Annotated in this window: 23 protein-coding genes and 5 tRNA genes; 18 read left to right on the top strand and 10 right to left on the bottom strand. The window is 68.0% G+C overall.

The genetic code is table 11. The features are described from left to right. Nucleotides 1-59 precede the first annotated feature (59 nt). The 4 genes from H4W81_RS33175 (at nucleotide 60) to H4W81_RS33160 (ending at nucleotide 4,637) form a co-directional block, all read left to right on the top strand. Nucleotides 60-1,475: an FtsK/SpoIIIE domain-containing protein gene (locus H4W81_RS33175; protein ID WP_192778410.1), complete on the top strand. Its 1,416-nt coding sequence runs from the start codon at nucleotides 60-62 to the stop codon at nucleotides 1,473-1,475. Then, nucleotides 1,472-3,073, top strand: coding sequence for a replication initiator (locus H4W81_RS33170; RefSeq protein ID WP_192778409.1), 1,602 nt, complete (start codon nucleotides 1,472-1,474; stop codon nucleotides 3,071-3,073). The genes H4W81_RS33175 and H4W81_RS33170 overlap by 4 nt, the downstream gene beginning before the upstream one ends. After that, the gene (locus tag H4W81_RS33165) at nucleotides 3,070-3,258 is read left to right on the top strand and encodes a helix-turn-helix transcriptional regulator (protein WP_192778408.1); all 189 of its coding nucleotides are present in this window, start codon (nucleotides 3,070-3,072) and stop codon (nucleotides 3,256-3,258) included. Before H4W81_RS33170 ends, H4W81_RS33165 begins: the two co-directional genes overlap by 4 nt. 89 nt (nucleotides 3,259-3,347) lie before the next feature. Next, nucleotides 3,348-4,637 carry a tyrosine-type recombinase/integrase gene (locus H4W81_RS33160; RefSeq protein WP_318782125.1) on the top strand — a complete coding sequence of 430 codons (1,290 nt, stop codon included), beginning with the start codon at nucleotides 3,348-3,350 and terminating at the stop codon, nucleotides 4,635-4,637. A 242-nt stretch (nucleotides 4,638-4,879) separates the two neighbouring features. Here H4W81_RS33160 and H4W81_RS33155 read toward each other — a convergent pair. Continuing rightward, a tRNA-Lys gene (locus H4W81_RS33155) sits at nucleotides 4,880-4,955 on the bottom strand. 52 nt (nucleotides 4,956-5,007) lie between these two features. After that, nucleotides 5,008-6,162, bottom strand: coding sequence for an acyl-CoA dehydrogenase family protein (locus tag H4W81_RS33150; protein ID WP_192778406.1), 1,155 nt, complete (start codon nucleotides 6,160-6,162; stop codon nucleotides 5,008-5,010). A 63-nt stretch (nucleotides 6,163-6,225) separates the two neighbouring features. Between H4W81_RS33150 and H4W81_RS33145 the strand changes: the two genes are divergently transcribed. After that, the gene (locus H4W81_RS33145) at nucleotides 6,226-6,567 is read left to right on the top strand and encodes a PspC domain-containing protein (RefSeq protein WP_192778405.1); all 342 of its coding nucleotides are present in this window, start codon (nucleotides 6,226-6,228) and stop codon (nucleotides 6,565-6,567) included. Here H4W81_RS33145 and H4W81_RS33140 read toward each other — a convergent pair whose 3' ends face one another. Together H4W81_RS33140 and H4W81_RS33135 are read right to left on the bottom strand one after the other, a co-directional pair. Beyond that, complete coding sequence (locus H4W81_RS33140; RefSeq protein ID WP_192778404.1) at nucleotides 6,568-7,854, bottom strand: MFS transporter; 1,287 nt, start codon at nucleotides 7,852-7,854, stop codon at nucleotides 6,568-6,570. It abuts the gene before it with no gap. Between the two features lie 116 nt (nucleotides 7,855-7,970). Beyond that, the gene (locus H4W81_RS33135; RefSeq protein WP_192778403.1) at nucleotides 7,971-8,321 is read right to left on the bottom strand and encodes a metallopeptidase family protein; all 351 of its coding nucleotides are present in this window, start codon (nucleotides 8,319-8,321) and stop codon (nucleotides 7,971-7,973) included. 33 nt (nucleotides 8,322-8,354) lie between these two features. Here H4W81_RS33135 and H4W81_RS33130 point away from each other — a divergent pair, with 33 nt between their 5' ends. The 5 genes from H4W81_RS33130 (at nucleotide 8,355) to H4W81_RS33110 (ending at nucleotide 10,734) form a co-directional block, all read left to right on the top strand. Continuing rightward, on the top strand, nucleotides 8,355-9,833 hold the full coding sequence (locus tag H4W81_RS33130) for a metallophosphoesterase family protein (RefSeq protein ID WP_192778402.1): 1,479 nt from the start codon (nucleotides 8,355-8,357) through the stop codon (nucleotides 9,831-9,833). A gap of 82 nt (nucleotides 9,834-9,915) precedes the next feature. Beyond that, nucleotides 9,916-9,988 (top strand) — tRNA-Glu (locus H4W81_RS33125). 91 nt (nucleotides 9,989-10,079) lie between these two features. Next, nucleotides 10,080-10,154: transfer RNA gene (locus tag H4W81_RS33120), tRNA-Asp, on the top strand. Between the two features lie 5 nt (nucleotides 10,155-10,159). Further along, nucleotides 10,160-10,236 (top strand) — tRNA-Phe (locus H4W81_RS33115). A gap of 99 nt (nucleotides 10,237-10,335) precedes the next feature. Continuing rightward, on the top strand, nucleotides 10,336-10,734 hold the full coding sequence (locus tag H4W81_RS33110) for a M14 family metallopeptidase (RefSeq protein WP_192778401.1): 399 nt from the start codon (nucleotides 10,336-10,338) through the stop codon (nucleotides 10,732-10,734). A gap of 23 nt (nucleotides 10,735-10,757) precedes the next feature. Here H4W81_RS33110 and H4W81_RS33105 read toward each other — a convergent pair whose 3' ends face one another. Next, nucleotides 10,758-11,456 (bottom strand): site-specific integrase, encoded by a 699-nt coding sequence (locus H4W81_RS33105; protein ID WP_192778400.1) that lies wholly within the window; start codon nucleotides 11,454-11,456, stop codon nucleotides 10,758-10,760. A gap of 1,070 nt (nucleotides 11,457-12,526) precedes the next feature. On the opposite strand from H4W81_RS33105, the gene H4W81_RS33100 reads away from it, so the two are divergent. Beyond that, complete coding sequence (locus H4W81_RS33100) at nucleotides 12,527-14,434, top strand: YncE family protein (RefSeq protein WP_192778399.1); 1,908 nt, start codon at nucleotides 12,527-12,529, stop codon at nucleotides 14,432-14,434. A 567-nt stretch (nucleotides 14,435-15,001) separates the two neighbouring features. Continuing rightward, nucleotides 15,002-15,127: transfer RNA gene (locus tag H4W81_RS33095), tRNA-OTHER, on the top strand. 374 nt (nucleotides 15,128-15,501) lie between these two features. Here H4W81_RS33095 and H4W81_RS47840 read toward each other — a convergent pair. Together H4W81_RS47840 and H4W81_RS33085 are read right to left on the bottom strand one after the other, a co-directional pair. Next, nucleotides 15,502-15,630: a hypothetical protein gene (locus tag H4W81_RS47840; RefSeq protein ID WP_318782124.1), complete on the bottom strand. Its 129-nt coding sequence runs from the start codon at nucleotides 15,628-15,630 to the stop codon at nucleotides 15,502-15,504. A gap of 405 nt (nucleotides 15,631-16,035) precedes the next feature. Next, entirely contained in the window at nucleotides 16,036-17,445 is a 1,410-nt protein-coding gene (locus tag H4W81_RS33085) for a M14 family zinc carboxypeptidase (protein ID WP_192778398.1), read from the bottom strand. 78 nt (nucleotides 17,446-17,523) lie between these two features. On the opposite strand from H4W81_RS33085, the gene H4W81_RS33080 reads away from it, so the two are divergent. From H4W81_RS33080 to H4W81_RS47835, 4 genes are all read left to right on the top strand, one after another. Continuing rightward, entirely contained in the window at nucleotides 17,524-18,135 is a 612-nt protein-coding gene (locus H4W81_RS33080) for a TetR/AcrR family transcriptional regulator (protein ID WP_225958909.1), read from the top strand. A 62-nt stretch (nucleotides 18,136-18,197) separates the two neighbouring features. Further along, nucleotides 18,198-19,631 (top strand): MFS transporter, encoded by a 1,434-nt coding sequence (locus tag H4W81_RS33075; RefSeq protein ID WP_192778397.1) that lies wholly within the window; start codon nucleotides 18,198-18,200, stop codon nucleotides 19,629-19,631. Between the two features lie 35 nt (nucleotides 19,632-19,666). Continuing rightward, nucleotides 19,667-20,512 carry a M55 family metallopeptidase gene (locus H4W81_RS33070; RefSeq protein WP_192778396.1) on the top strand — a complete coding sequence of 282 codons (846 nt, stop codon included), beginning with the start codon at nucleotides 19,667-19,669 and terminating at the stop codon, nucleotides 20,510-20,512. Between the two features lie 73 nt (nucleotides 20,513-20,585). Then, entirely contained in the window at nucleotides 20,586-20,960 is a 375-nt protein-coding gene (locus H4W81_RS47835) for a hypothetical protein (protein WP_318782123.1), read from the top strand. Here H4W81_RS47835 and H4W81_RS33060 read toward each other — a convergent pair. Continuing rightward, nucleotides 20,863-21,837 (bottom strand): helix-turn-helix transcriptional regulator, encoded by a 975-nt coding sequence (locus H4W81_RS33060; RefSeq protein WP_192778395.1) that lies wholly within the window; start codon nucleotides 21,835-21,837, stop codon nucleotides 20,863-20,865. The genes H4W81_RS47835 and H4W81_RS33060 overlap by 98 nt on opposite strands. A 136-nt stretch (nucleotides 21,838-21,973) precedes the next feature. Here H4W81_RS33060 and H4W81_RS33055 point away from each other — a divergent pair, with 136 nt between their 5' ends. Both H4W81_RS33055 and H4W81_RS33050 read left to right on the top strand, forming a co-directional pair. Continuing rightward, nucleotides 21,974-22,369, top strand: a complete 396-nt coding sequence (locus tag H4W81_RS33055) for a RidA family protein (protein ID WP_192781189.1) — start codon at nucleotides 21,974-21,976, stop codon at nucleotides 22,367-22,369. A 77-nt stretch (nucleotides 22,370-22,446) separates the two neighbouring features. Further along, nucleotides 22,447-22,923, top strand: a complete 477-nt coding sequence (locus tag H4W81_RS33050) for a DUF488 domain-containing protein (protein WP_225960443.1) — start codon at nucleotides 22,447-22,449, stop codon at nucleotides 22,921-22,923. A 237-nt stretch (nucleotides 22,924-23,160) separates the two neighbouring features. Here H4W81_RS33050 and menC read toward each other — a convergent pair whose 3' ends face one another. Continuing rightward, nucleotides 23,161-24,270: an o-succinylbenzoate synthase gene (menC, locus tag H4W81_RS33045; RefSeq protein WP_192778393.1), complete on the bottom strand. Its 1,110-nt coding sequence runs from the start codon at nucleotides 24,268-24,270 to the stop codon at nucleotides 23,161-23,163. Next, nucleotides 24,267-25,028, bottom strand: coding sequence for a GNAT family N-acetyltransferase (locus H4W81_RS33040; RefSeq protein WP_225958908.1), 762 nt, complete (start codon nucleotides 25,026-25,028; stop codon nucleotides 24,267-24,269). The genes menC and H4W81_RS33040 overlap by 4 nt, the downstream gene beginning before the upstream one ends. Between the last annotated feature and the right edge of the window lie 38 nt (nucleotides 25,029-25,066).

The following is a 25,066-nucleotide window of genomic DNA, read 5'->3' as shown; positions in this document are numbered from 1 at the left end:
AACTTCCGGCGGCCCCTGGTTTCTCCCACGACTTCCACATCACGAGAGGTTCCAAGCTTATGTTCCGCAGGCTCCCCGGTGACGAAGCGCACAACCTCGTCACCACCACCCCGGACACGGCCATCGTCTTCCAACCGGCCGTGCTCAAAACCCCCGCCATCCTGACCATCCTCATCTACCTGTGGCGCTTGCTCGTCGCGCTCGTCCGTACCGTCTGGCGGCATCCGGTCGCGGTCGCCATCCCGCTTGCCCTGGGTGCTGTCTGGTACTTCTACGGCTGGCCGCTCGCGGCGAGCGTCCTGGGATTCGTCGTCCTGGCGCTGACCGCCTGGGCCTTCGTCGATCGCGCCTCCTTCGTCCGTCTGGTCGGCCGGCGGCTGCTGGCCTGGTGGCGGCTGGTGTGGATCTACCGCCGTCACTGGCAGTCGGTCACTTTCGTCTCCGGGCTGGCCAAGCGCATCAACGGCCGTGACTACCTGCCCTATCTGGTCCGCGTCCGCTGCGACGGCTGGGCCGACCTGGTCACTGTCCGGATGCTCAAAGGTCAGGCGGTCAAGGACTGGACCGACCGCCTCGACAACCTCGCCCAGGGCTTCGGCGCCACCTCCTGCCGGGTGGCGCTGATCAGGGGCGGGCGGCTGCTGCTGACCTTCCCGCGCTGTGATCCGCTCGCCGATCCGATCCCGGCGCTTCCGATCCCTGGCGAGCCCACGGTGGGACCGGTGGAGATCGGCAAGCAGGAGGACGGCAAGCCGCTGCGCTTGAAGGTGCTCGGCACCCACATCCTGATCGCGGGCGCCACCGGGGCGGGCAAGGGCTCGTTCCTATGGGACACCATCCGCGGCCTACTTCCCGCGATGCGGGCGGGCCTGGCGGAGATCTGGGCGCTCGATCCGAAGCTGATGGAGCTGTCCTTCGGCCAAGAGCTGTTCACCCGCTACGCCGCCCATCCCGGCGACTGCGCCGACCTGTTAGAGGACGCGGTCGACGTCATGCAGAAACGCGCCGCTCGCTTCGCCGGCCAGCAGCGCAACCACACCCCCACCACCGAGGACCCCTTCGTCCTGGTGCTCGTCGACGAGGTCGCGTTCCTGACCGCCTACCAACCCGACAAACAGCTCCGACAGCGCATCTCCGCCGCGCTGGCCACCCTCGCCACCCAGGGCCGTTCGGTCGGGGTCGGCGTGATGGCGGCTTTGCAGGACCCCCGCAAGGAGGTCATGAACATCCGCAACCTGTTCCCCGACAAGATCGCACTGCGGCTGGACGAGTCCGAACAGGTGGACATGGTCCTCGGCGACGGCGCCCGCGACAGGGGAGCACTCGCCGACCACATCTCACCCGTCCCCGAGCTGGGCGCGGGCGTGGCCTACATGCGGCTGGAAGCCTCACCCGAACCCGTTCGCGTCCGGGCGGCTTACGTCTCGGATGCCGACATCCGCGCCATGGTCGCCGAGTACGGGGAGGCCGCATGACCGATCGCTGCCTGCCCCGAGCAGTACGGCTGGCCATGCCGCAGGCCCGCGAAGTCGTCGAAGAGGTCGCCAAGCTGCACGGCGTGTGCATCCGGCCCGTCCCGCTCAAGCGCCTCGACACCCACACCGGCAAGTGGGAAATCATCGACGTCCCGTGCGGCGCCACGATGGACAGCAAGTGTCCGTCGTGCGCCAAGCGCAACAAGCACCTGCGGATGGCCCAGTGCCGCGAGGGCTGGCACCTGGACGAAGAACCCGCCATCACCCCCGACCCGGCCACCGACGAACAACGCTGGCTGATCGAGTTCCGCGCCGACATCCAAGCCCAACGCGACCAGGCCGACCACCTCGGCCAGGACACCACCGACCTCGACGCGGTCATCGTCGGCCTGGACGAGGAGATCAACGAGGCGGGCATGCGCGGCAACGTCCTCGGCCGCACCACCGCCAAGCGCTCCCGCTCGACCCGCCGGCGGCAGGACGCCCCGGACCTGCCCAAGCGCTCGATGACCAACACGACCCTCGGCCGGACCTTCACCGGCTCGGACGGCAAGGTCTACCGGCCGTCGCTGTTCGTCACCCTGACCCTGCCGTCCTACGGCAAGGTCCTGAACGGCGCCCCGGTCGATCCGGACGCCTACGACTACGCGCGGGCCGCTCGTGACGCGCTGCACTTCTCCAAGCTGATCGACCGGTTCGTGCAGAACCTGCGCCGCGTGGCGGGCTACGACGTGCAGTACTTCGCCAGCGTCGAACCACAAAAGCGGCTCGCCCCGCACCTGCACATGGCCATCCGGGGCACCCTCCCCCGCGCCGAGGTCAAGCAGATCGCCGCCGCGACCTACCACCAGGTGTGGTGGCCCCAGATCGACACGGTGAAGTTCGAGGGCGATCACCTGCCGGTCTGGGACGAGGAAGTCGGCTACCTCGACCCGGAAACCGGCGAGGTCCTGCCCACCTGGGACCAGGCCCTCGACCAGCTCGACACCGACCCCGACGCCCAACCGGCGCACGTGATCCGCTTCGGCGACCAAGTGGACGTCAAGGGCGTCCTGGCGGGTACCCCGGATGCCGACCAGTGCATCCGCTACCTGTCCAAGTACCTCACCAAGAGCCTCGACCAGGCCCTCGACGGCCAGGCCCAACGCGAACACGCCGCCCGCTTCGTCGATGCCCTCCGCTACGAACCCTGCTCGCCCACCTGCCCCAACTGGCTCCGCTATGGCGTCCAGCCCAAGGGGGCGAAGGCGGGGATGACTCCCGGCCGATGCCGAGGCAAGGCCCACAAGCCCGAACACCTCGGCTACGCCGGCCGCCGCGTCCTGGTCTCCCGCAAGTGGAGCAACAAGACCCTGACCGAACACAAGCAAGACCGCCGCACCTGGGTCCTGGAAGTCCTCGGCCAGACAGGCGACACCCCGGACCCGCACCGCTACGTCTGGCGGCCCGTCCTGGCCGGCGACGCCAACGTGGAGCCCCTGACTGTCCGGCTCCTCAGGTCCATCCATGAACGGCAGCGCTGGCGCGCACACCTGCGCGAGCTGGAAGCCCAAGCCACCGGCCAAGATCCTTCGGCAACTGAGGCGGTGGCGGCGTGAAGAGAGACGAACTCCTCACCGTCGCCCAGGTCCTCGACGAACTCGGCGGCATCTCCCGCCGCACCTTCTACCGCTGGCGCGAGATCGGCAAGGCGCCGCAAGGCATCCGCCTGCCCAACGGCGAACTCCGCATCTACCGCAGCGACCTCAACGCCTGGCTCGAATCCCTCCGGAGGGCAGCATGAACACCTCGTACAAGGTCAAGTTCTGGGACATCCGCACCAACACTCGCAACGACGGCAAGAGCAAGAAGCCCCGCGTCATCTCGCACACGGTGCGCTGGACGGTCGGCAACCGGGAGAAGTCCTCCACCTTCAAGACCAAGGGCCTGGCCGAAAGCTTCCTGTCGGAGCTGCGGCAGGCGGCCAAGAATGGGGAGGCGTTCGACGAGGACAGCGGCCTCCCTGTGTCGATGGTCAAGGCCAAGGATGCGCGCACCTGGTACTCCTTCGCGGTCGCCTACGTCCACGCCTGGTGGCCTCACGCCGCGCCCAAGTCCCGCGAGGGCATGACCGACACTCTGGCCAACATCACCCCCATCCTGAGCACCGACGCTCCGGGCCGTCCCGAGGATGGGGTGATCCGGAAGGCGCTGCGGGAGTACGCGTTCCTCCCGCCAGATCGTCGCCCCGTCCCATCACCCGAGATCGCCAAAGCCATCCGGTGGATCGAAGCGGCGTCGCTGCCCCTGAGCGCCTTGGACGAGGCCAGGCACACGCGGGCCGTCCTGGAGGCGCTGTCGCTTTGCATGGACGGCAAGCCTGCGGCGACCTCGACCTATCGCCGTAAGCGGGCCGTGTTCCATCACGTGCTGGAGTACGCCGTGGAGTTGGAAGAGCTTTCGGCAAATCCGCTCCACAAGGTGAAGCTACGCAAGATCAAGTCAACGGGGGAGATCGATCGTCGCTCGGTCGTCAACCCGAGCCAGGCGCGCGAGCTGCTCGTCGCCGTGACCTACGTGGGGCGGTCGCGCGGTCAGATGATGATGGCCATGTTCGCCTGCATGTACTTCGGTGGTCTGCGGCCCGGTGAAGCGTCGGCCCTGCGGAAGAAGGACTGTCATCTACCTGAGAAGGGATGGGGCCTGCTGACGCTGGAGAAGACTTCGCCCGAGACGAACAGCCGCTACACGGACTCGGGGGAGAGCCACGACGAGCGGGGCTTGAAGCACAGGGAGCAGAAGGCGACGCGCCCGGTACCCATCCCGCCCGAGCTGGTGAAGATCCTCCGACAACACATCAAAGATCACGGAGTCGGCGAAGACGGGCGGCTCTTCCGTACCAGCACGGGCAAGCCGTTCCCCGGCTCGACGGTGTCGAAGGTCTGGAGGGAGGCGCGTACGTACGCCTTCACCCCTGATCAGGTCACCTCGCCACTGGCGGGCAGGCCGTATGACCTTCGGCACGCTGCCGTCTCCCTCTGGCTCAACGCGGGCGTCCATGCACCCGAAGCGGCTGAGCGAGCCGGGCATGGCGTCGATGTCCTGCTGCGCGTCTACGCCAAGTGCATCGACGGTCAACGTGCGGTCGCGAACCAGCGCATCCTCGATGCCCTCGCCGCATGACACAGGGTGCTCGTCACCAGGACCCCGGGGAACACTCGGGGTCCTTCGTCGTTCGCGGCTGCGGAATGGGCCGTGGAAGCTTCCGAAACGCGCGGCCGACCTGGGCAAACGCGCCAAGATCCATTCCGCGTATATTCCGGGAGGAGTGGCATACGGCTGCTTTCGGCGGCATTCAGCTGCCTACGCGCTCACGCCGTACGGGAGAGGAGCCCCAGCTCAAGCACGGGATTCGAGGTGGAGAGTGGTAGGGCGCCCGGGGCTCGAACCCGGAACCTACGGATTAAAAGTCCGCAGCTCTGCCAATTGAGCTAACGCCCCTCGCATGATGCAGGGTACAGAGAGTACAGCCCCCAGCGCGACGTCCGTAGCCTCACCGGTACGCCGACAGCCCCGTCAGCGCCTCTCCCAGTACCAGCGTATGGATCTCCTCCGTCCCCTCATAAGTCAGCACGCTCTCCAAGTTGGTCATGTGCCTGATCACCGGGTACTCCAGCGTGATCCCGTTCCCGCCGAGGATCGACCTGGCCTGCCTGGCGATATCGAGCGCCGCCCGCACGTTGGCGAGTTTCCCGAAGCTGACCTGGCGCGGGGTGAGTTCCCCCGCGTCCTTCAGGGATCCGAGGTGGAACGCGGTCAGCGACGACTGTGCCAGCCCCACGTACATCCACGCAAGCTTCTCCTGCGTCAGCTGGAAGCCCCCGATCGGCTTGCCGAACTGCACGCGCGTCTGGGAGTAGGAGATCGCGGACTCCAGGCAGGCGCGGGCGGCGCCGACCACGCCCCACAGGATGCCGAAGCGCGCCTCCGACAGGCAGGAGAGCGGTCCGCGCAGACCGACCACCTCGGGCAGGACGGCGGAGTCCGGCAGGCGGACGTCGTCGAAGTACAGCGAGGAGGTCACCGAGGCCCTGAGCGACATCTTCTTGTGGATCTCGGGGGCGGAGAACCCGGGTGTGTCGGTCGGGACCACGAAGCCGCGCACGCCGTCGTCGGTCTGCGCCCAGACGACGGCCACGTCCGCGACGGAACCGTTGGTGATCCACATCTTGGAGCCGTTGAGTATCCAGTCGGAGCCGTCGCGCTTGGCGTAGGTGCGCATGGAGGAGGGGTCGGAGCCGTGATCGGGCTCGGTCAGGCCGAAGCACCCGATGGCCGACCCTGAGGCCATTCGGGGGAGCCACTCCTCCTTCTGCGAGGGTGACCCGTACTTCCAGATCGGGAACATGGCCAGGGAACCCTGAACCGAGACGAACGAGCGCAGCCCCGAGTCGCCCGCCTCCAGCTCCCTGCAGGCCACGCCGTACGAGGTGGCGTCGGTTCCGGCGCAGCCGTACCCCTCGAGATGCATCCCCAGCAGCCCCAGCTCGCCGAGCGCGGGCGCCAGCTCGCGCGCGGGGAAGACGGCCTCTTCGAACCAGTCGCCCACGTACGGCAGGACGCGGTCGGACACCAAGGACCTGACGGTGTCCCTGATGAGCCGCTGGTCGCCGGTGAGCCGGTCGTCGACGCGCAGGATGTCATCCATACCAGGGTTCTACCAGGGGGAATCCCGATGTGGAAACGCCTGGCCGAGGGGCAGTCTTGAGTCATGAGCGAATCGAACATCAAGCAGCTGCGCAGGACCCGCAACGGCCGGATCATCGCGGGCGTCTGCTCGGGCATCGGCGACTACATCGGCATCGACGCCAACCTGGTCAGGATCGGCCTGGCGATCGCCACGCTGTTCGGCGGGGTCGGCATCGGCGTCTACGCGATCGGCTGGCTGCTCATGCCCGACGAGGGCAAGAACACCTCGATCGTCCAGGACCTGATCAACAACCGGCAGGCCAAGACCAGCCCCTGGCAGGACGAGACCCCCGACTACAGCCCGGCCGCCGGCTGGCAGCGCCAGGAGCCCACGGTTCCCGGTGACCAGAAGCCGCAGGCGTGATCAGGCGGCAGCCTGGGCGCGCACCCTGGCGACGATGTCGCCGCGAGACTCGGTCCACATCATGGCCAGCACGGCCGCGACGGTGACCCCGCTGACCCCCGCGAGCGCGACGACGGGTTCGGGACCGAGTCTCTCGGCGGCGAGGCCGCCGAGCAGGATGCCGACGCCCTGGGCCGCCATCAGCCCGGACTGCACCAGGCCGAACGCCTGGCCGCGTCGTTCCGCGGGAACGCACTGCACGAAGGCGGCATTGGCCGCCAGCTGGTAGGCGCCGCCGATCCCGGAGAGGATCCACAGCGCGAGCACCACGATCAACGGTGGCCGCATCGCGCAGACGATCAGCGGCGCGCACGTCAGCATCGACAGCCACCCCATCGCGCGCAGCCGTCCCGACGGCGAGACGAACCTGCTGAACAGCAGCGCGCCCACCACCGTCCCCGTCGGCATCGCCGCCATCAGCAGGCCCGTGATCACCGGCACGGGCAGCGTCGTTCCCGCGGCGAGTTGCGCCGCGTAGGGCACCGCGATTCCCTCGGGCAGCACGTAGAAGCCGCACAACCAGGCGAACAGCACCAGCGTGCGCAGCTTCCTGTCGCCGAAGACCAGCACGGCGCCGGCGCGCGTCATCGTCCACATCGACGGCTTCGACCCGTCCGTACGGCCGGCGGCGGGCCTTCGCCGTACCCCCGAGACGAGGATCAGCGCCGAGGCGAGGAAGGTGGCCGCGTCGAGCGCCAGCGCCCGGTAGGGCCCCATGAACGCGATCACCGCGCCACCGGCGGCGAAGCCGAGCATCTGGACGGCCTGGTTGGTCATGTTCTGCAACGCCGAGCCCGCGACGTAGCGGTCGCCCAGCAGGATCTCCGGCAGCAGCGCCGCCCGCGCCGCCGAGAACGGCGCGCTGAGCAGGACCACGAAGAACACCAGCACGCACAGCGCGGCGAACGGCATGCCAGGCACGGCCATGGCGGCCACCAGGAGCGCGCGGACGAGATCGCACACGATCATGACGCGGCGGCGGGCGAACCGGTCGGCCAGGCCCGCCAGCAGCGGGCCGCCCACGATCGACGGCAGGTAGGTCAGCGCGTAGACGGCGGCCGTGGCCAGTGGCGAGCCCGTCCTGTTGAACACCAGGACGGCCAGCGCGACCTGCGCGAGCTGGTCGCCGAGCAGGGAGAGGCCCTGGCCGTACCAGAGCGCGCGGAACTCGCGTATGGCGACGACCTCGCCGTACGTGGCTTGTCGTTCGGGAGCACGTCTGTGTCTCCCCGGAAGCCTGGCCCCCATAGGTCCCCGCCGAACCTGACTCAGAGTGTTCGCTATGTCACCTAAGGTGCCTGGCGGGAACCTTGAGCGCAACCGAAAGCAGTCAGGCTCTTGCAAACTGTAATCGGGAGAGGGGTTTACCAGCCGAGTTGGTGGAGTCGGTCGTCATCGATCCCGAAATGGTGGGCTATCTCGTGGATGACCGTGATCCGTACTTCCTCCACGACGCGAGCTTCGGTATCGCACATCTGGCATATCGGATTGCGGTAGATCTCGATGCGGTCGGGCAGAACCGCGGAGTACCAGTCGCCGCGCTCGGTGAGGGGAACACCGGTGTACAGCCCGAGCAGGTCAGGCTCCGGCGGATCGTCGACGACGACCACGACCACGTTGTCCATGACGCGCGTCAGCTCGGGAGGGATCGTGTCCAATGCTTCGGCCACGAGTTCCTCGAACTTCAGCCGGGAGACCTCGATCACGGTTGCCATTCTGCCCCGTCAGTCGGGTAAGCAAGAAAGCGTATGAACTTCATCAGAACAGTCATACGGTCGCGCGCCGCCAAGGTCGCGGCGGTCCTCTTCGTGTCCGCGGTCGGCGCCTGGCTCGGCATCATCCTCAGCGGGACGGTCCGCGCGCAGGTGGGGCCGGTCGAGACGGGGATGTCGCTGAGGCCCGCCTGGACCGGCGAGACCGTGGTCGACGCCCATCCGCTCGGCACCCTGCGCTTCCGCAGCCACGACGCTCCGCTCCAGCTCCGCATCACGCTCGAGAACATCGACCAGGAGAAGGCCAAGGCCCTCATCGACGATCCGCGCCTCGCCAACAGGCTGCCCGAGATCATCGAGGGCGACCTGCGCTCGGGCGTCGAGGCCCTGGTGGTGCGCTCGCTGCTGTGCGCGGCCGCGGGCGCGCTCCTGGCCGGCTTCGTCATCTTCAGAAAACCCAAGATCGCCCTGTACGGCCTGCTCGCCGCCGCCGTCGCCCTGGCCGGTACGGGCGTGGTCGCGGCGGCCACGTTCCGCCCCAGCTCGCTCGTCGAACCGCGCTACTCGGGCGTGATCGCCGTCGCGCCCTCGCTGGTCGGCAGCGCGCAGTCGATCGTGACCAAGTTCGAGTCGTACCGCGAGCAGCTCACCAAGCTCGTCACGAACGTCTCCAAGCTCTACGACGCCGTCAACACGCTGCCCACCTACGACGCCGACCCGGCCTCCATCAAGGTGCTGCACGTCTCCGACATCCACATCAACCCCATCGCGTGGAACGTCATCCGCTCGCTCAAGGAGCAGTTCAAGGTCGACCTCATCGTCGACACCGGCGACATCTCCGACCACGGCACCAAGGCGGAGAACGCCTTCATGGAGGAGATCGGCAAGCTCGGCGTGCCGTACGTCTTCGTCAGGGGCAACCACGACTCCAAGACCACCGAGCGGGCCATCGCCAAGCAGAAGAACGCCATCGTGCTCGACAACGCGTCGGCCACCGTCGCGGGACTGCGCATCTACGGCCTCGGCGACCCCCGCTTCACCCCGGACAAGTCGGTGCCCGTCAACAACGATCCCGCCCATATGCGCGAGTTCGGCCGCCGGCATGCCGAACAGCTGCCGCGTCCCTCGCCCATCGACCTCGTCGCCATCCACGACCCCGACGCCGCCAAGGGCTTCTCCGGCGCCGCGCCCATGGTCCTGGCCGGCCACTCCCACCGCCGATCGACCACCGTCCTGCCCACGGGGACCCGCGTCCTCGTCCAGGGCTCCACGGGCGGCGCGGGCCTGCGCGCCCTCGAACACGCCGAACCGACACCCGTTCAGGCCTCGGTTCTCTACTTCGACAGGAAGGAGCACAGGCTCCAGGCCTGGGACGACATCACACTCGGGGGGCTGGGGGAGCAGTCGGTGCACATCCAGCGTCACGTCGAGCCGGACCCTCGACGTATGATTTCCCCAGCGCCAACGACGGCCCCGTCGCCAACGGGAACCGTCAGCGGAGCTTCCGATGGATAGCCGCTTTGGCACTGGGGGCAATCGTCCCCTATGCTTCAGGGGTCTCCAACGGAAGACGTCAGGAACGGGACGCAAGTCCTGAGCCCCCATCGTCTAGCGGCCTAGGACACCGCCCTTTCAAGGCGGCGGCACGGGTTCGAATCCCGTTGGGGGCACGAGCTACACCGGAAGATCGGCGGTCGAAGGCCTCCGAAACACTGGTAAGCTAAGCGAGGCGCTCCGGCCGAAAGGCCGGAACGAAAGCAAGGTCCTGTAGAGCAGTTTGGAGTGCTCGCCACCCTGTCAAGGTGGAGGTCGCGGGTTCAAGTCCCGTCAGGACCGCTCTGGGTCAGGTAGCTCAGTTGGTACGAGCGTCCGCCTGAAAAGCGGAAGGTCGGCAGTTCGACCCTGCCCCTGACCACCATTCATGAGCTGCAAAGAAGCCCCGAAGCGATAACGCTCCGGGGCGTTTTTGTATGTGCTGACGGCAACCCTGACGGCAACGTCTGCCACGATCCTTCTTATGTGGCTCAGGGCCAAGAAGGTGACCTCAGCACGTGAGCTGTCCGCACAGGAGGCGGTACGGGTGCTGATGGCCTTCGGCTTCACCGGGATCAGATCACGTTCACACCTCGTTCGGCGCGAGCTCGCGGCAGGTAATGAAGAGGAGGCTCTCCGGTGGCTCGATGAGATACGCGTGATCGCGAACGCTTGCCACAACCTTCCTGCCGATCTCCGTCATGGAAGCAGATCTGAACGCGAGCGTCGCGCGACCGAGAGCTTGAGGTTCCATCTCCGCGAGCTCGCGCCTGATGATCATGAAGCACAGTGGGTCCGGGAGACTCTGGACCATTTCGGCTTCGACTACCGGTATCTCCTCCCCGAGAACGTGCGGCAGCGGCAAGGGACGCCCGAGACATAGCGTCGCGGGCGTCCAATAGCGTGTTAGGCCAGGGCGTCGCCCAGCTTGCCGAGAGCCTTGCGCTTCTCGTCGAGCGAGGCGTGAGCGTAGATCGTCATGGTGACCTCGATGTCGGAGTGCCCGACGATCTCCCGGACGATGTGCGGCGGCACTCCCAAGTCGAGGAGGAGGCTCACGCAGGTGTGCCGTAGATCATGAAGGCGCATCTCGCCAAGGCCCGCCGCCTTGCGGACCGTTCCCCAACTTCGACGGAGGTTGTCAGGCTCCATCGGGGTGCCGCGCCGCGAGGGGAAGACGAGGCCGTGGTCCTCCCAGTCGGGCCAGGTTTCCGAGCGCTCGGCGAACTGACGCTTGCGGTGCTCTTTCAGGGCGTCGAGGCAGAGCTGAGGCAGCGGGGTTGTGCGCTCTGAGTTGTCCGTCTTGGGGCGGACGAACCGCAGCTCGCCACTGACGCGCTGGAGTATCTGGACGACTTCGAGAGTCCCCGCGTCGAGGTCGACATCTTCCCAGCGGAGCCCGAGAAGTTCCCCGCGCCGGAGGCCGAGGCAGAGCGCCAGGACGTAGAGCGCGTGGAACCGATCTCCCTGGGACGCCTGCTGCCCGCCGTACGGACGTCGCCGTTCAACCGGGCGACCTGCCCGACCAACTCCCCATCGCGATACAGCGCCCACAGAGCGCCGTCGGTGTAGAGGACGTTCGGAAGGAGCCGTAGCTTGTCCCATTGCGTCTTCTCGTGCTTGTTCGGGGTCCAGGTCGTCGGCACGCCACGACCCGGCGCCTTGAGCTCGACGTAGCCCACCCGAGCACCGGCCACGTCAACGGCATAATCCGGGCGCACACCGAGCGTGGCGAGCGACATCTCACCGATCATCGCCACGTCAACACCGAGGGCTATGGCCATGTCCTCGAACAACCGCTCTAACGGCGCGCGGAGCTGATTCTTGGGCTGTCCACCGCCGTTCAACTTGATGGTGGCGGATTTGCCGAAGCGTGCCACCGCTTCGACGGCCTTGTCCAGCAGCGGCTTAGGGGGTTAGTCGCGGCCATGTGCACCCGTTCGATGTGAAGTTGTTGCGCCCGACCGGTCACTTGTGTATCGCTTGACCCGGCCTGCCAGTTTCACACGTTCCAAGGCGTATTTACAGGGTTTGCGCGAAGTAGTGGATCTTCGTCACCTATGGTGATCCTGTCGCTGAACTACGCATCACGTGGTCATCAGGCCGTGACGATCGCTGACTTCGGTGCTCGCTGCACGGGGTTGGGGCGATCGGCTGCCGCACCCCTCCTTCGTCGGGCCTTGCCATCGGGCAAGGTGGGGTCCGTGACAGCAACGCTGACCGCAACGTCAGCCACCCACTAATAGCGACAACACCTTAATCGTTAGGTAGCCGAGCCAGGGAGTCTCATGTGTCGGATGGGGACTCGCAAGTTCGCCGAGAACTCTGTGAGTTTCCTGGGAAGTTCGCAGAACGAGGATTATGGATATTCGCACTCTGCCAGGCATTACTACGTTTCGTAACGTCGCCTCCTAGTTAGCTCGTGCGTCCAAAAGGTGAGGTCATTCCGCCCTCCTGTCCTATGTCGCCAAGATGTCGATTCACTCTGGGGTTACTCTCCGTCAGCTTGACGCGGGATCTCGCTGCATGCGTTGATCTTGTGGCTTTCGTACTAGTGAACGATTAGAGGAGGGCCCATGCTGTCACCACGATGTCCAGACGTCGGTACGCCACTGATCAGACCATCAGTCTCCCGATTAACCCGCCGCCTGCTCGCCCTCGGCAGCACGTTGATCGTGGCTGTCGGCCTCGTTGTGGCCCAAGCCCCCGCCGCCTTGGCCGTCGACACCATGACCGATCTCGGCGTTACCTGGGGTGGCGCGGACATTGCGGTGGGCGGCGGCAAGGTCTTCGTGTCAGCGAACGATCGGATCGTCGTCACTGATGCTCAGGGCGCGCTCAAGGACGCGATAACTGGGTTGCCCCGGCCATCAGGCCTCGCGGTGACGGCTGATGGCACCTTGCTGTACGTGGCGCTCAGCGGTTCTCACCAGGTCGCCGAAATCGATACCCAGTCTCTCGAGATCTCCCGGCGGATCGACCTGACCGCGTACCCGTGTCCGCAGAGCCTGACGCTGGCCGGCAGTCGGCTGTGGGTCGGCCATGGTTGCAGCGACGACTGGAAGGCTGGCGTCGTCAGTCTCGACGTGTCGGCGACGGTTCCAGAGCCATCCCGGATCCCGATCACTCTGTACAAGGCTCCCTTGGTCGTTGCCGCAGGAAATGCGCTGGTTGTCGGCGAGACGGGGGTCAGCCCAGCAGACCTGCTGGTCTACGACGTGTCCAGCACCACCGCCACCTTGCGTGGCGTCATCGACGGTTCCACGTACGGCCTCAATAACTTGCAGGACCTCTCCATCACGCCGGACGGCTCGATGGTTGTTTCGGCGTTCGGTTCTCCCCACCGGTTCGAGGGCTGGGACACCACGAGTCTGACGCGGGTTCGCACGTATGGCGGAGAACCGACGTGGCAGGCAGGTGCGACCGCCGTCGCGGTGAGTCCAGATGGCGCACGTGTCGTGGGCGGCTGGTCCCATCCCACGTCTGAAGCCAAGCGCATCGCTCTGTACGACGTGGCGACGACGGCGAGGACGTACACGAACGACAACTCGATCGGTGAGTTGGTCGCGGGAAGCCTTGTCTTCTCCGGGAACGACATTTTCGGTGTGATCAGGCAGCGATACACCGATCGGCTCCATCTGTGGCGGATGGAAGGAACGACCCTTCCGGCGTCCACGCTCGCTTTGACGGCTCCCTCTACAGCGCAAGTGCTTGAACCGCTCACCCTGACCGGCAGGCTGGCGCTGGGCGGCTCCGACGCGGGTGCGCAACCCATCGTGGTGACCCGTCGATTGCCCGATGGCACCATCGCAACGCTCGCCGGTGTGACAACCGAGGCGGACGGTACGTTCACCGTCACTGACACCCCACCGGTCCAAGGCACGATCAGGTATGACGTGATCTGGGATGGTAATTCGGAGTTCCGCTGGAGTATGGCCTCGGCGACGGTCAGGGTGGTCAAGCGTGAGTCCTCGCTTACCCTGACGGCTCCCTTTGAGGTGCCAGCGCTCGAATCGCTCACCATGACCGGTCGGCTCGCTCTGACGGATGGCTCGGCTCCAGGCGCCCAGCCCTTGGTGGCGATCCGCTACCTGCCCAATGGCACCAGCCAGACTCTCCCCACTGTGACAACCAAGACGGACGGTACGTTCACCATCACCGACATACCACCGGTCAGCGGAGACGTCAGGTATGACGTGCATTGGGAGGGCAACGCGATGTTCTGGGGGAGTACGGCCTCGAGGACGGTTCTGGTGGCCAAACGGGATTTGTCGCTGACGCTGTCTGGACCGACGACAGGGATCGCAGGCAAGGAACTTCAATTCAGCGGAACGCTGGATGCCGGTGGTCAGCTTCCTGCATCGGGTCTCCTGATCAAGGTGCTCCGGACCGTTACCAACCGCAATGGAACCGACACCACCACACTGCCGTCGGTGGCTTTCGCCAGCGACGGGTCATTTACCTTCGCTGACACCCCGTCTGAGGGTGGCGAACACACCTACACGGTCAGGTGGACCGGGGACTGGGCGTCCCTCCCGGCCGAGGCGAGCCGCCAGATCACGATTCGAGGTGGAGTCGGGTAGCTGACACCACGACGGTTCGAGGGTGAGCGGGGCGGCTGCGCAGCCGCCCCGCTCACCAGTCGGCATGTTCTCCCACGAGAAGACAGCCGATGCTCTTAAGGCGCTGCATAAAAGGAGGGTCCTCCCATCAAGGCCCGCAGTTCGGAAATGCAATGGTCAGTACCGCTCAGAAACCCGATCTGCTTCCCTACATCACAGAGCAGCCAAGTCGTTCGCGAAACCGGCGTTCGGAAGCGTTCGGCAAAGCCGGGACGATCACTGACTTCGGTCCTCGGCCTCGAGGTTAGGCGATCGGCTACCTAATCGGCCCTTGCCGCCGGGCAACTGGGCTGACGACAGTGCTGACAACAACATGGACCACCACCAGCGCGCAGTGCCCAACATGCACCCTCACTGACCTCGAAGGGAGCGCTCTGTATCAGGACAGTTGGTCCGCCTGCCGGCTCCACGACCCGGGCACGATCGCATCGGAGGACGCGTTCTGGTGGGGCGTCGTCATGGGCCTGGCGTAGGCACTTCCATTGCCGTCTTCCCGGGACTCGTGACGGCAACGCTGACGGCAACGTCGGCCGCCGGTCCTACACGGAGGGCACTGCGAGCGACCGCCTACCTCCCGGTCAGAGCCCGCGAACAGCCTGATTGCTACACCTGAAAAGCGGAAGGTCGGCAGTTCGACCCTGCCCCTGACCACCATCTTCCACCAGCGAAGAAGCCCCGAAGCGATAACCGCTCCGGGGCTTTTTGTATCCACTGACGACAGCGCTGACGACAATGGGCGTGGCGGTTGTACCTGAGCGGCTGCCAGAATTTCAAATGTGAGCCGGACCTATAACACGATGCCGTTGCGCATCCAGGAGCAGGACGGCCGCCGCTACAGGCACGACGTTGGCGGGTCCTACGTAGGCATCGGCGTGGACACGAACATCGCAGAGCGGAAAGCGCGACAACGCGTCAGGTTGTTTCTGCTACGGGGCGAGGAGCCGGAGCCGACGAGGCACCGACTACTAGGGAGCAGGAGAAGCGCCCCAGAAGATCCCGGAGCGCTTCACGGCAGGGCGTAGGTCAGATCAGCTCAGTGCGTCGCCCAGCTTACCGAGGGCCTTGCGCTTCTCGTCGAGGGAGGCGTGAGCGTAGATCGTCATGGTGACCTCGATGTCGGAGTGGCCGACGATCTCCCGCACGATGTGTGGTGGCACGCCGAAATCGAGCAAGAGCCTCACACAGGTGTGCGTGAGATCATGCAGGGAACCGCGCCGAGTCCGGCCGCCTTGCGGATCTCGCCCCAGCTACGCCGTAGGTTGTCCGGCTCCATCGGCGTGCCACGGCGAGAAGGGAAGACGAGGCCGTGATCCTCCCAGTCCGGCCAGCGGTCAGCGCGCTCGGCGAATTGTCGTTTGCGGTGCTCCTTGAGCGGGCGGTCGCGAGGACCGCCTCCTGGTAGGGCTCGAACGGGTTGGCTTCGCCGAACCGGCTGGTGGCGGCGGCGCGGTCGAAGAAGTCGAGGGCGATGCCCGCCGGCGGCGTTGCCGTCGGGGCGAGGGGCGCGCAGCTGCTCAGCCTGGCACCCCTGCTGCTCTCGCGCTGCGTCGGATGCGGGACTTCTAAGGAGCGATCTCATGGAACGCGGGGCCGGTTGAGAGCACCCGGTCACTGGATCGCGCTGAGTCGCCGGGCGGGGATGGGATCGCGCTGCGTGAAGGCGCCGACACCTTCGCCGCCTCCGCTGCCAGCAGGGCGGCGCCGAGCTGGACGGCGACCAGGGTGCGGATCGGGATCGGCGTGGCGGTGAATCCGCTCTCGGCTTCGGTGAACCAGGCGTCGAAGAGCTCCTTCACCCGGGCGCGTTCGGCCCGGATGGCCGGGGTCGGGTTGCCCGCGGCGAGCTCGGCGTCCAGCAGGCGCAGGCACATTCCCCCGTACCTCAGCCGCACGCTGTGCTTGAGCTGCTCCTTGCCGATGACCTCGGCTACCGTGGCGGGCCGGTCGGCGCCGGGGAAGTCCTCCCATTCGGAGATGTAGTCGTCGTGGGTGCCGAGGAAGTCCTCCAGGGCGCGGCGGAAGGGTGACCGTACGGTCAGCTCGGAGTCGACCTTCGCCAGGGACCGCCTCAGCTCGGCGATCAGAGCGCGCTGGCCGGTGAGGTAGGTCGTGATCACCTCACCGTACGTCTGGCCGGTGGGGGTCTCGTCGGAGACGCGGGGGTCGGCCCAGTAGGGGAGCTCGGTCACCAGGTGCAGGGCGTCGAAGCGGTCGGCGTAGTCGACGCTGCCGCCGCCGATGCCGTAGATCTCTCCCAGCTCGGCGCCGCGCGGTGTCACGTACGCTGCCGGGGCGATCTGGGTCGCGCTCGGGACCTCCGGCGGGCCCATGTGCAGCGGCAGGCCCTGGCCGGCCGCGATGGCGGTCAGGGCGGCGGCGAGGCCGGGCTCGTTCCTGCTGAGGTAGTAGAAGGCGCCCTGGAGCTCGCCGTTGTGCAGCGAATAGACGAAGGAGGGCCTGACCTCGTCCATCAGCCCCATCAGCGCCTGGGTCTCCGGAAGCGTGCGGTCGAAGGTGTAACCCTCGCCGGTCAGCGGGAAGGTCCACTCGACCTGGTCGGCCTCGCACGGGCGGTAGAAGTGCTCGGCGTAGGCGCGGCGGTCACCCGGCCGGACGTACCAGCCCTCGTTGAGGCGGGCTCCATCGGGGTCGACGCAGGGGATGAGGTGCCAGCGGTAGCCGAACTCCTCGCGGAGCCAGGCGTCGTCGATGAGCTGCCGCAGCAGGCTGCTCACGGTGAGCGCGCCGATCGGCTCGTTGGGGTGGGGGCCGCCGATGATCACCGCGTCGTGGGGGCCGGCGCCGATCGTGGCCACGCGCAGCGGTTCGCCCAGGCGCGAGGTGCCGATGCGGCGCAGCCGTACCAGGTGGGGGTGGGCGGCGGCGAGCTCGTCGAGCTCGGCGTGCATCTGGTCCACGGTTGGGAACGCGGCGTAGTCGGGGACCCGGTTCATGTGCTGGTCAACGTCCATGCCCGGAAAGATAATCTGGATTATTCTAATAATCTAGATTATCGTTGCGCCAACCTCGAACAGGGAGACCTCAACGCCATGCGACTGACCAGGGCGGAAAGCAAGGCCGCCAACAAGCGCGCGCTGATCGACGCGGCACGCGAGGTCGTCGGAAGGGAGGGCGCGCAAGCGAAGCTGGAGGACATCGCCGAGCTGGCCGGGTTGACCACGGGGGCCGTCTACTCGCTGTTCGGCGGCAAGAGCGGCCTGATGGTCGCGATGATCGACGACTACACCGGCCCGCTCGACCTCGGACCGGTCGAGGAGATCGCGCCTGGCCGGCCACTGGAGGAGGTCGTCGTCACCATCGCCAGGCAGTACTGGCGGATGTCGGCCGACCCCGAGGCCGCCGCGCTGCTGCTGTTCGAGATCCGCGTGATGGACCTCGTGCTGAACGACGCCGAGTTGCTGACCAAGCTCAACACGGCGATCAACGCCTCGGGGGCCCAGCTGGCCGAGCACCTCGCCGGCAGGGAGCACGCAGGCGTGCCCGTCACACGCGAGCAGGCCGTGCGCCTGGCCCGCGCGCTCAAGGCGCTGCTGTCCGGGCTCGGGCAGGCCGTCGTGCTCGGCGTCCACGGCAGCTCCGAGGAGTACTTCGCCGACGTCGCGCGGGCCCTGGTCACGCCCGGGGTGCTCGGCCCGGCCTAGCCAGGTCGCGGGTTCGGGGGAACGCGCGACCGTACACCACCCCCCACCCGAAAGGCCCCACCATGCCCAGATCCGGCTTTGGCGTCATCGGCGCGCCGGTGTTGTTCATCGGCGTCTTCCAACTGCTGGAGACAATGCTGTCTCCAGCGCTCCCGCTCATCCAGCGGGAGCTGGCCGCCTCGCCAGGCGAGCTCGCGTGGATCTTCACCGGCGGGCTGATCAGCTCGGCGATCAGCACCCCGATCGTCGGCCGCCTGGCCGACATGTACGACAAGCGCACCCTGCTGCTCGCCCTGATGGCGATCACCAGCGCCGGAGCCCTCGTCTCCGGCCTCGCGCCCAACGTGCTCGTGCTGATCGCCGGCCAGGCGGTGCAGGGCGTCTGGCTGGGCATGCTGCCGCTGACCGTCGGGCTGTTCCGCGACACCCTCGAACCCGAGCGGGGCGCCACCGGCAACGGCCTGGTCATCGGCGTCGCCGCCCTGGCCAGCGCGCTCGGCCTCATCCTCGCCGGGCCGCTCACCTCGGCGCTCGGCTACCGGTGGCTGTTCTTCCTGACCCTGGCCGGCGCGCTGGTGGCCGCGCTCTGGGCCTGGCGGGCGGTGCCCGCCACGCCCCGCGCGGCCTCGGGGCGCGTCGACTGGGCCGGCGGCCTGCTGCTCGGCGTCGGGCTCACCCTGCTCATGCTGGGCCTGACCACCTCCTTGAGCGTGGGTTGGACGGCTCCCACCACCCTCGCCCTGTTCGTGGGCGCGGCGCTGACGCTGGGCCTCTGGACGGTCGTCGAGCTCCGCATCGCCGACCCGCTCGTGGACCTGCGGCTGCTGGCGGGGCGCTCACCCGCAGGAGTGACCGCGATGGGGTTCGTGTTCGGCTTCGCCTCCTTCGGGCTGGTGGTCGCGCTGCCCATGATGTTGTCGCTGCCCGCAGAGACCGGGTACGGCCTGGGCGCCGACACCCTGTGGATCGGGGTCTACATGTTCCCGCTCGGCATCGCGGGCACCCTGGTCGCGCCGCTGGTCGGGCCGATGACCAGGCTGCTCGGACGGCGCGCCGTGCTGGTGCTCGGCAGCGCGCTCGTCTCGGCCGGCACCGCCGTGCTCGCCTTCTGGCACTCCTCACCGTGGCAGATCGTGGTCGGGGTGACGATCATGGGGCTGGGCGGCTCCATCGGCCTCACCTCCGGGCTCAACGTCGTGGCCGCCGACGTTCCCGGCGACCGGGCGGCCGGGGTCAGCGGCGTGGTCTTCGTCGCCAAGAGCATCGGCGGCACCTTCGGGGCGCAGCTCGGCGGCATGGCGCTGGCGGCCGGCACCGTGGCGGGGGTCCCCGCGGAGAGCAGCTTCGTCGACACCTACCTGCTCTCCGCGCTGCTCGGCCTGCTCGCCGTCGGCGCCGCCTTCGTGATCCCCTCCGCTGTACGGGACGCCCAAGGCGGCCGCCCAGCTTCGGCCCCCACGACAAAGCCCGCCGTCCCCCAGGGTGACACGCTGTGACGGCGACCAAGGAAAGCCAAGGAAAGGAGCAGCCGGTGCAGGTCTTCATCTCCATCGACATGGAGGGCGTCACGGGCATCGCCACCATGGACCAGGTCGTCCGCGGCGGCCACGGGTATCCGCGATCGCAAAGGCTGATGACCGCCGAGGCCAACGCCGCCATCGAGGGCGCCTTCGCGGCCGGAGCCGACAGCGTCCTGGTCAACGACAGCCACGGCACCATGGACAACCTGCTGCACGAGGAGCTCGACCCACGCGCCCGGCTGATCTTCGGCACCCCCACGCTGGACTGCATGGCCGAGGGCATCTCGGCCGAGCACGACGTGGCCATGTTCCTCGGCTACCACGCCGCGGCCGGCTCGCCCGGCGTGCTTGCCCATACCTACTCCTCGCACTTCTACGAGGTGCGGCTCAACGGGCGTCCGGTGTCGGAGGCAGAGGTCAACGCGTTGCAGGCCGCCGCGGTAGGCGTCCCGGTGGGGTTGCTGACCGGCGACGACGTCATCTGCGGCGTCGCGGAGAAGGCCTTCCCCGGTGTGCGTACGGTCGCCGTCAAGGTCGCGCACGGGCACACCGCCGCGGACAGCCTCTCACCGGCCGAGGCCAGGCGGCTGATCAGAGAGGCGGCGGCGGAGACCGTTCGGGGGGCGGGGGAGCTGGCGCCGCTCCGGCTGCCCGAGGTGTTCGAGCTCGAGATCGACATGCCGAGCACGCCCGCGGCCGAGCTGGGGGCGCAGATCCCCGGCGTGCGCAGGATCGCCGACAAGACACTCGCCGGCACCTTCGGCACGCCCACGGAGGTGCTGGGCTGTGTGACAATCTGCTACCACCTCGCCGCCGACGCCATGATCAGCCGGATGGCCCTGTACGGCCGCCGTTAGCCCCAATGCCGGTTAGTTAAGGCGGGGGTGGTGGTGTCAAGAGGTTGAGGTCCGCGAACTGCTGCGCCGGGCGGTGACGGATCAGCGCGGCCTCGACAGTTCGGTCTCGCTGTCGGCCGAGGCCGAGGACGCCCTGGTGCGCCTCGCCGCCGGCGATGCCCGCAGCGCGCTGACCGCGCTGGAGGCGAGCGCTGACGGGGTGGCTGACACGGGCGGCTCGGTGATCGACGTGCCGGCCGTGGAGTGGGCCGTCACTGAGTCCACCGTGCGCTACGACCGGCGCGCTTGGCACCTACCAGTATGGAGCGGTCCGAATCGCGTCGGCGGCGGCCCGCAGAAGGCGACAACTCTCAGGATGACACTCCGTAGCGGGTGGCGATCGCGGCGGCGCGGTTGCGCAGGGAGTTGCGCAACCACTGCGGGGCCAGGGCTTCCGCGTTCGTGGTGAGCTGCCACAGCGCCCATTCGGCGTGTCTCGGATCTTGGAAGGTCACCTCCAGCCGCAGCCAGCCGTCTGAGTCGGCTGCTTCGGCGCGGACGGCCAGCGCGGTGCCCACCAGGTCCTCCCGCCGCGCCGGGTCCACCCGTACCAGCACGGTGACTTGGTCGCCGCCGGTCCGAAACTGCGTGCTGCGTTCCTGCCAGGCCCGGTCCAGATCAACCCGGTCTGGTCGCTGTGCGGGTTCGGCGAGTTCCTCGGCGGCCAAGACCCGGGACAGCCGGTAGGTGCGGTCCGCGCCAGACCTCGTGGCCAGCAAGTAGCCCCGGTCGCGTACGGTGACCAGGCCGATCGGGTCCACCGTGCGCCACTTCGGGGTCTGGCCCACAGCCGCGTAGTGGATGCGCAGCTTGTGTCCGGCGAACACCGCGCGCAGGACCTCGGCCACTACGGCGTCAGGCACCTCCTCAGCGACCAGCCGACGCGAGAGGAGGTCGGTGTCCGGGTCGATGAGCAATCGCTCGGCCGCGCCGGCCGCGGTGTCCCGATAGCTTTCGGGTAGCGCGTCAACCACCTTGAGCATCGCCGAAGCGAGCGCCGAGCCGAGGCCGAATGCCTGCGCGCCGCGCCGCGATCCGGCGACCAGCAGGGCAAGGGCCTCGTCGTGGTTCAGTCCGGTGAGCTCGGTCCGGAAACCGGGCAACAACGCGAAACCGCCGTGCCGGCCGCGTTCGGCGTAGACCGGCACGCCGGCTGCGGACAGCGCCTCGATGTCGCGCAGCACGGTACGGGTGGATACCTCCAGCTCGCGGGCCAGCGCCGCCGCTGACAGCCGACCGTGCTGCCGCAGCAGCAGCACCAGCGAGACCAACCGGTCGGCGCGCATACAAAAACTGTACCGAAATACACGACACAGGATGTCGTGATTTGCCGGGAGGCTTATCAACACGACCAAAAAGACGGTGGCTACCGCGCCGATGGACGTACGTAATGTCGACGAATCGAATGGAGCTGATATGGCAATGGAGCGAACGGCGGTCAACCCGTGGGCGTGGTCGGTGGAGCTGGGGTACAACCAGGGTGAGATCGTCTCCGGGCACACCCGGACCCTGTACTGCGCCGGGCAGACCGCGATGAGCGGCGACGGCAAGCCCCAGCATACCGATGACATGGCGGCGCAGTTGGCGCTGAGCCTCGACAACCTGGAGGCCGTGCTCGGCGAGGCCGGCATGTCCCTCGCGAACCTCGTCCGGCTCAACGTCTACACCACCGACGTGGATCGGCTCTTCGAGCACTACGGCGTGCTGGCGTCGCGGTTGGGCGCCGCCGGGGTGGCGCCGTCCACCACGATGCTCGGGGTGGCACGGCTGGCGATCCCCGACCTGATGGTCGAGCTTGAGGGGACCGCCGTCGCGTGATGCGACCTCGCCGCCTCCGGCAGGGCTGCCGGAGGCGGCACGAGTAATAGGCAGGTGGGTGATTTCCGGTGCTCAGGATGGTGACAATCGGCGTCTATGGCTTCGGCGGCGAGTCCTTCCTGCAACGACTGCGGCATGCGGACGTTCGTCTGCTGCTCGACGTACGCCAGCGCCGCGGTGTCCGCGGACCCGAGTACGCCTGGGCGAACTCACGCCGGCTGCAGGCGGCCCTCGCCCATGCTCGGATCGCCTACGAGCACCACCTTGAGCTCGCCCCAACCACCGAGCTACGCCAACTCCAATACGCCGAGGATGACCGCCAAGGGGTCGGCAAGCGCTCGCGCCGCGAACTCGCTGCCGAGTACACCCGCCGCTACACCACCGAGATCCTTGACCGCGCCGACCTCACGCCGATCGTGTCGGAGCTGCCGAGCAGTGGGACCGCAGCGCTGCTCTGCGTCGAGCGCGACCCCGAGGCCTGCCACCGCTCGTTGATCGCCCAGCGGCTGACCGAGCAGCACCACGTCACGATCGAGCACCTGCGCCCGTTGTGACGCGTGAATTCCTAGGGTTCGCGGCAGCGGCATCGCCACCCGCCCCGACCTGGAAGACGACCGGGCCAGCGATCTCCAACACCGCGCCAAAGGCCAAATCGACCGCACCAGCCACCAGATCGACATCCACACCACCGTCCTGACCGGCCCAGGCCTGACACCCACCCACGACCCTTAACTAACCGGCATTGCCGTTAGCCGTTCCTTCGATCAGCACGCCACCTGCTGAGAGCACGTTCAGAAGGCGCAGCTCACCGTGTCCACCACCGTCGTGCAGGCCTCCAGGCCGGCTTCCTCGGGCAGCGCGCCGAGGCCGGGCTCGGCCGGAACAGCCAGTTCGCCGCCGTCGAGCACGAACGGGCGGGTGATGTCGCGGTGGTAGTACCGCTCGGTGGCGGAGATGTCGCCCGGCAGCGTGAAACCGGGAAGGCTGGCCAGCGCCAGGTTGGCGGCCCGGCCCAGGCCTGTCTCCAGCATGCCGCCGCACCAGACCGGCACACCGTTCGCCTGGGCGAGGTCATGGATGCGGCGCGCCTCCAGGTAGCCGCCCACCCGGCCGGGCTTGATGTTGATGATCGAGCAGGCGCTCCTTCTGATGGCCTCGGCCGCGTCGCGCGCGCTGGTGATGCTCTCGTCCAGGCAGACCGGCGTGTCCATGCGGGCGGCGAGCGCCGCGTGCGCGTGCAGGTCGTCAGGGGCGAAGGGCTGCTCGACCAGCGCGAGCCCGAAGGCGTCGAGTTTCGCCAGGTGCCTGAGGTCGCCCGGCTCGTAGGCGGTGTTGGCGTCGACGGTGAGCATCACGCCGGCGCCGAACGTCTCGCGCACCGCCCTGACCGGCTCGAGGTCCCAGCCGGGCTCGATCTTCAGCTTGATCCTGGCGTAGCCGGCGGTCAGGTGCCGGTCGACCGTGTCCAGCAGCGCGTCGACGGTCTCGGCGATGCCCACGGAGACGCCCACGCGCACGCGCTGCCGTACCCCTCCCAGGTGGGCGGCCAGGCTCGTGCGGCGGGCCCGCAGCCAGCAGTCCAGCACCGCCATCTCCACGGCCGCCTTGGCCATCGGGTGCCCGCGCAGGTGCCGCAGCGCGGGGCCGACCGCCGCCGGATCCAGATCGAGCGGGGCCAGCGCGGGGAGCATGAACCGCTTGATCGCGTCGGCGGCCCCCGCGAGGTGTTCGGGGCTGTAGGTCGGCTCGTCCTCGGCCGCGCACTCGCCCCAGCCCTCGCCCTCGTCGGTGAGCACCCGCACGAGCAGCGCGGTGCGAACCGTCTGCGTGCCGAGCGAGGTACGGAACGGGCTGACCAGCGGCAGCGCGACCTGGCGCAGTTCGACGGCGTCGAGCTTCACGCGGCACCCCCGCGGGCGAGCAGGTACCAGCCGGAGCGGGTGAACCCGGTGACCCGGTAGCCCTGGCCGAGCGCGCCGCCGAGCTCGCTCGCCAGCGCCGCCCGCCACCGCCTGGCCGCGGCAGGGTCCGTCGTACGCAGCGCCTCGACGTCCGCCGGGGTCGCGCACCGCAGCAGCGGCGCGCCCTCGGCGTCCCTTACGGCCCCCGTCTCGTCCACCACGACCACCCCTTCGCGCTCCTGAACCGGCGGGGGAGCGGCCTGCTCGATCGGCCAGGTGACGAAGAGCCGGTCGGAGGGCCCGCCGTCGTTGATGCCGTCGCTCATCGGCCCGTAGAAATCGGGCAGGTAGGCGCCGACCTCGGCGCCCAGGCGGGTCAGGTTGAAGAAGGCGTTGCGCCGGACCAGCGGGTCGAACGTCCATGAGACGGCCACGAGCCCGTGCTCTACCGCCCAGTCCCGCTGGTGTTCCTTGAGCGCCCGGCCCACGCCACGTCCGCGCGCCTTCTCGGCCACGCCCGCGACGTGCGAGTGCAGGCTGTGGCCGGCCGCCAGGAACCCCGCCGCCACCCCGACGAGCTCGTCGTCGAGGAAGGCGCCGCCCACGTACCCGCCGGTGTGGGCGAACGCGCACAGCAGGTCGAGGGCTATCGGCGGGTCGTCACCGCGTCTGGTTCCCCAGACCTCGCGGAGCAGTCGGTCGGCACGCCGCAGCGCCTTGGTGCCGTGGAGGGAACGGATGGTGAGGTGTTCGGCCATGGGCATCAGCATCGCGGCGCGCGCCGTCCGGGGCGTTG

This window comes from Nonomuraea africana, from assembly GCF_014873535.1.
GTDB lineage: Bacteria > Actinomycetota > Actinomycetes > Streptosporangiales > Streptosporangiaceae > Nonomuraea > Nonomuraea africana.
The sequence above is the reverse complement of the archived record's forward strand: the minus strand, read 5'-3'. Positions and strand labels throughout refer to the sequence as shown.

Coding starts and splice junctions, on each gene's coding strand:
- H4W81_RS33150 (WP_192778406.1), bottom strand. CDS start 6,162: ATGGATGACATCCTGCGCGTCGACGACCGGCTCACCGGCGACCAGCGG.
- H4W81_RS33080 (WP_225958909.1), top strand. CDS start 17,524: ATGCGACTGACCAGGGCGGAAAGCAAGGCCGCCAACAAGCGCGCGCTG.
- H4W81_RS33060 (WP_192778395.1), bottom strand. CDS start 21,837: ATGCGCGCCGACCGGTTGGTCTCGCTGGTGCTGCTGCTGCGGCAGCAC.
- H4W81_RS33055 (WP_192781189.1), top strand. CDS start 21,974: ATGGAGCGAACGGCGGTCAACCCGTGGGCGTGGTCGGTGGAGCTGGGG.
- H4W81_RS33135 (WP_192778403.1), bottom strand. CDS start 8,321: ATGGCAACCGTGATCGAGGTCTCCCGGCTGAAGTTCGAGGAACTCGTG.
- H4W81_RS33175 (WP_192778410.1), top strand. CDS start 60: ATGTTCCGCAGGCTCCCCGGTGACGAAGCGCACAACCTCGTCACCACC.
- H4W81_RS33145 (WP_192778405.1), top strand. CDS start 6,226: ATGAGCGAATCGAACATCAAGCAGCTGCGCAGGACCCGCAACGGCCGG.
- H4W81_RS33140 (WP_192778404.1), bottom strand. CDS start 7,854: ATGGGGGCCAGGCTTCCGGGGAGACACAGACGTGCTCCCGAACGACAA.
- H4W81_RS33130 (WP_192778402.1), top strand. CDS start 8,355: ATGAACTTCATCAGAACAGTCATACGGTCGCGCGCCGCCAAGGTCGCG.
- H4W81_RS33105 (WP_192778400.1), bottom strand. CDS start 11,456: ATGGGACAAGCTACGGCTCCTTCCGAACGTCCTCTACACCGACGGCGC.
- H4W81_RS33170 (WP_192778409.1), top strand. CDS start 1,472: ATGACCGATCGCTGCCTGCCCCGAGCAGTACGGCTGGCCATGCCGCAG.
- H4W81_RS33110 (WP_192778401.1), top strand. CDS start 10,336: ATGTGGCTCAGGGCCAAGAAGGTGACCTCAGCACGTGAGCTGTCCGCA.
- H4W81_RS33040 (WP_225958908.1), bottom strand. CDS start 25,028: ATGGCCGAACACCTCACCATCCGTTCCCTCCACGGCACCAAGGCGCTG.
- H4W81_RS33085 (WP_192778398.1), bottom strand. CDS start 17,445: ATGGACGTTGACCAGCACATGAACCGGGTCCCCGACTACGCCGCGTTC.
- H4W81_RS33050 (WP_225960443.1), top strand. CDS start 22,447: ATGGTGACAATCGGCGTCTATGGCTTCGGCGGCGAGTCCTTCCTGCAA.
- H4W81_RS33075 (WP_192778397.1), top strand. CDS start 18,198: ATGCCCAGATCCGGCTTTGGCGTCATCGGCGCGCCGGTGTTGTTCATC.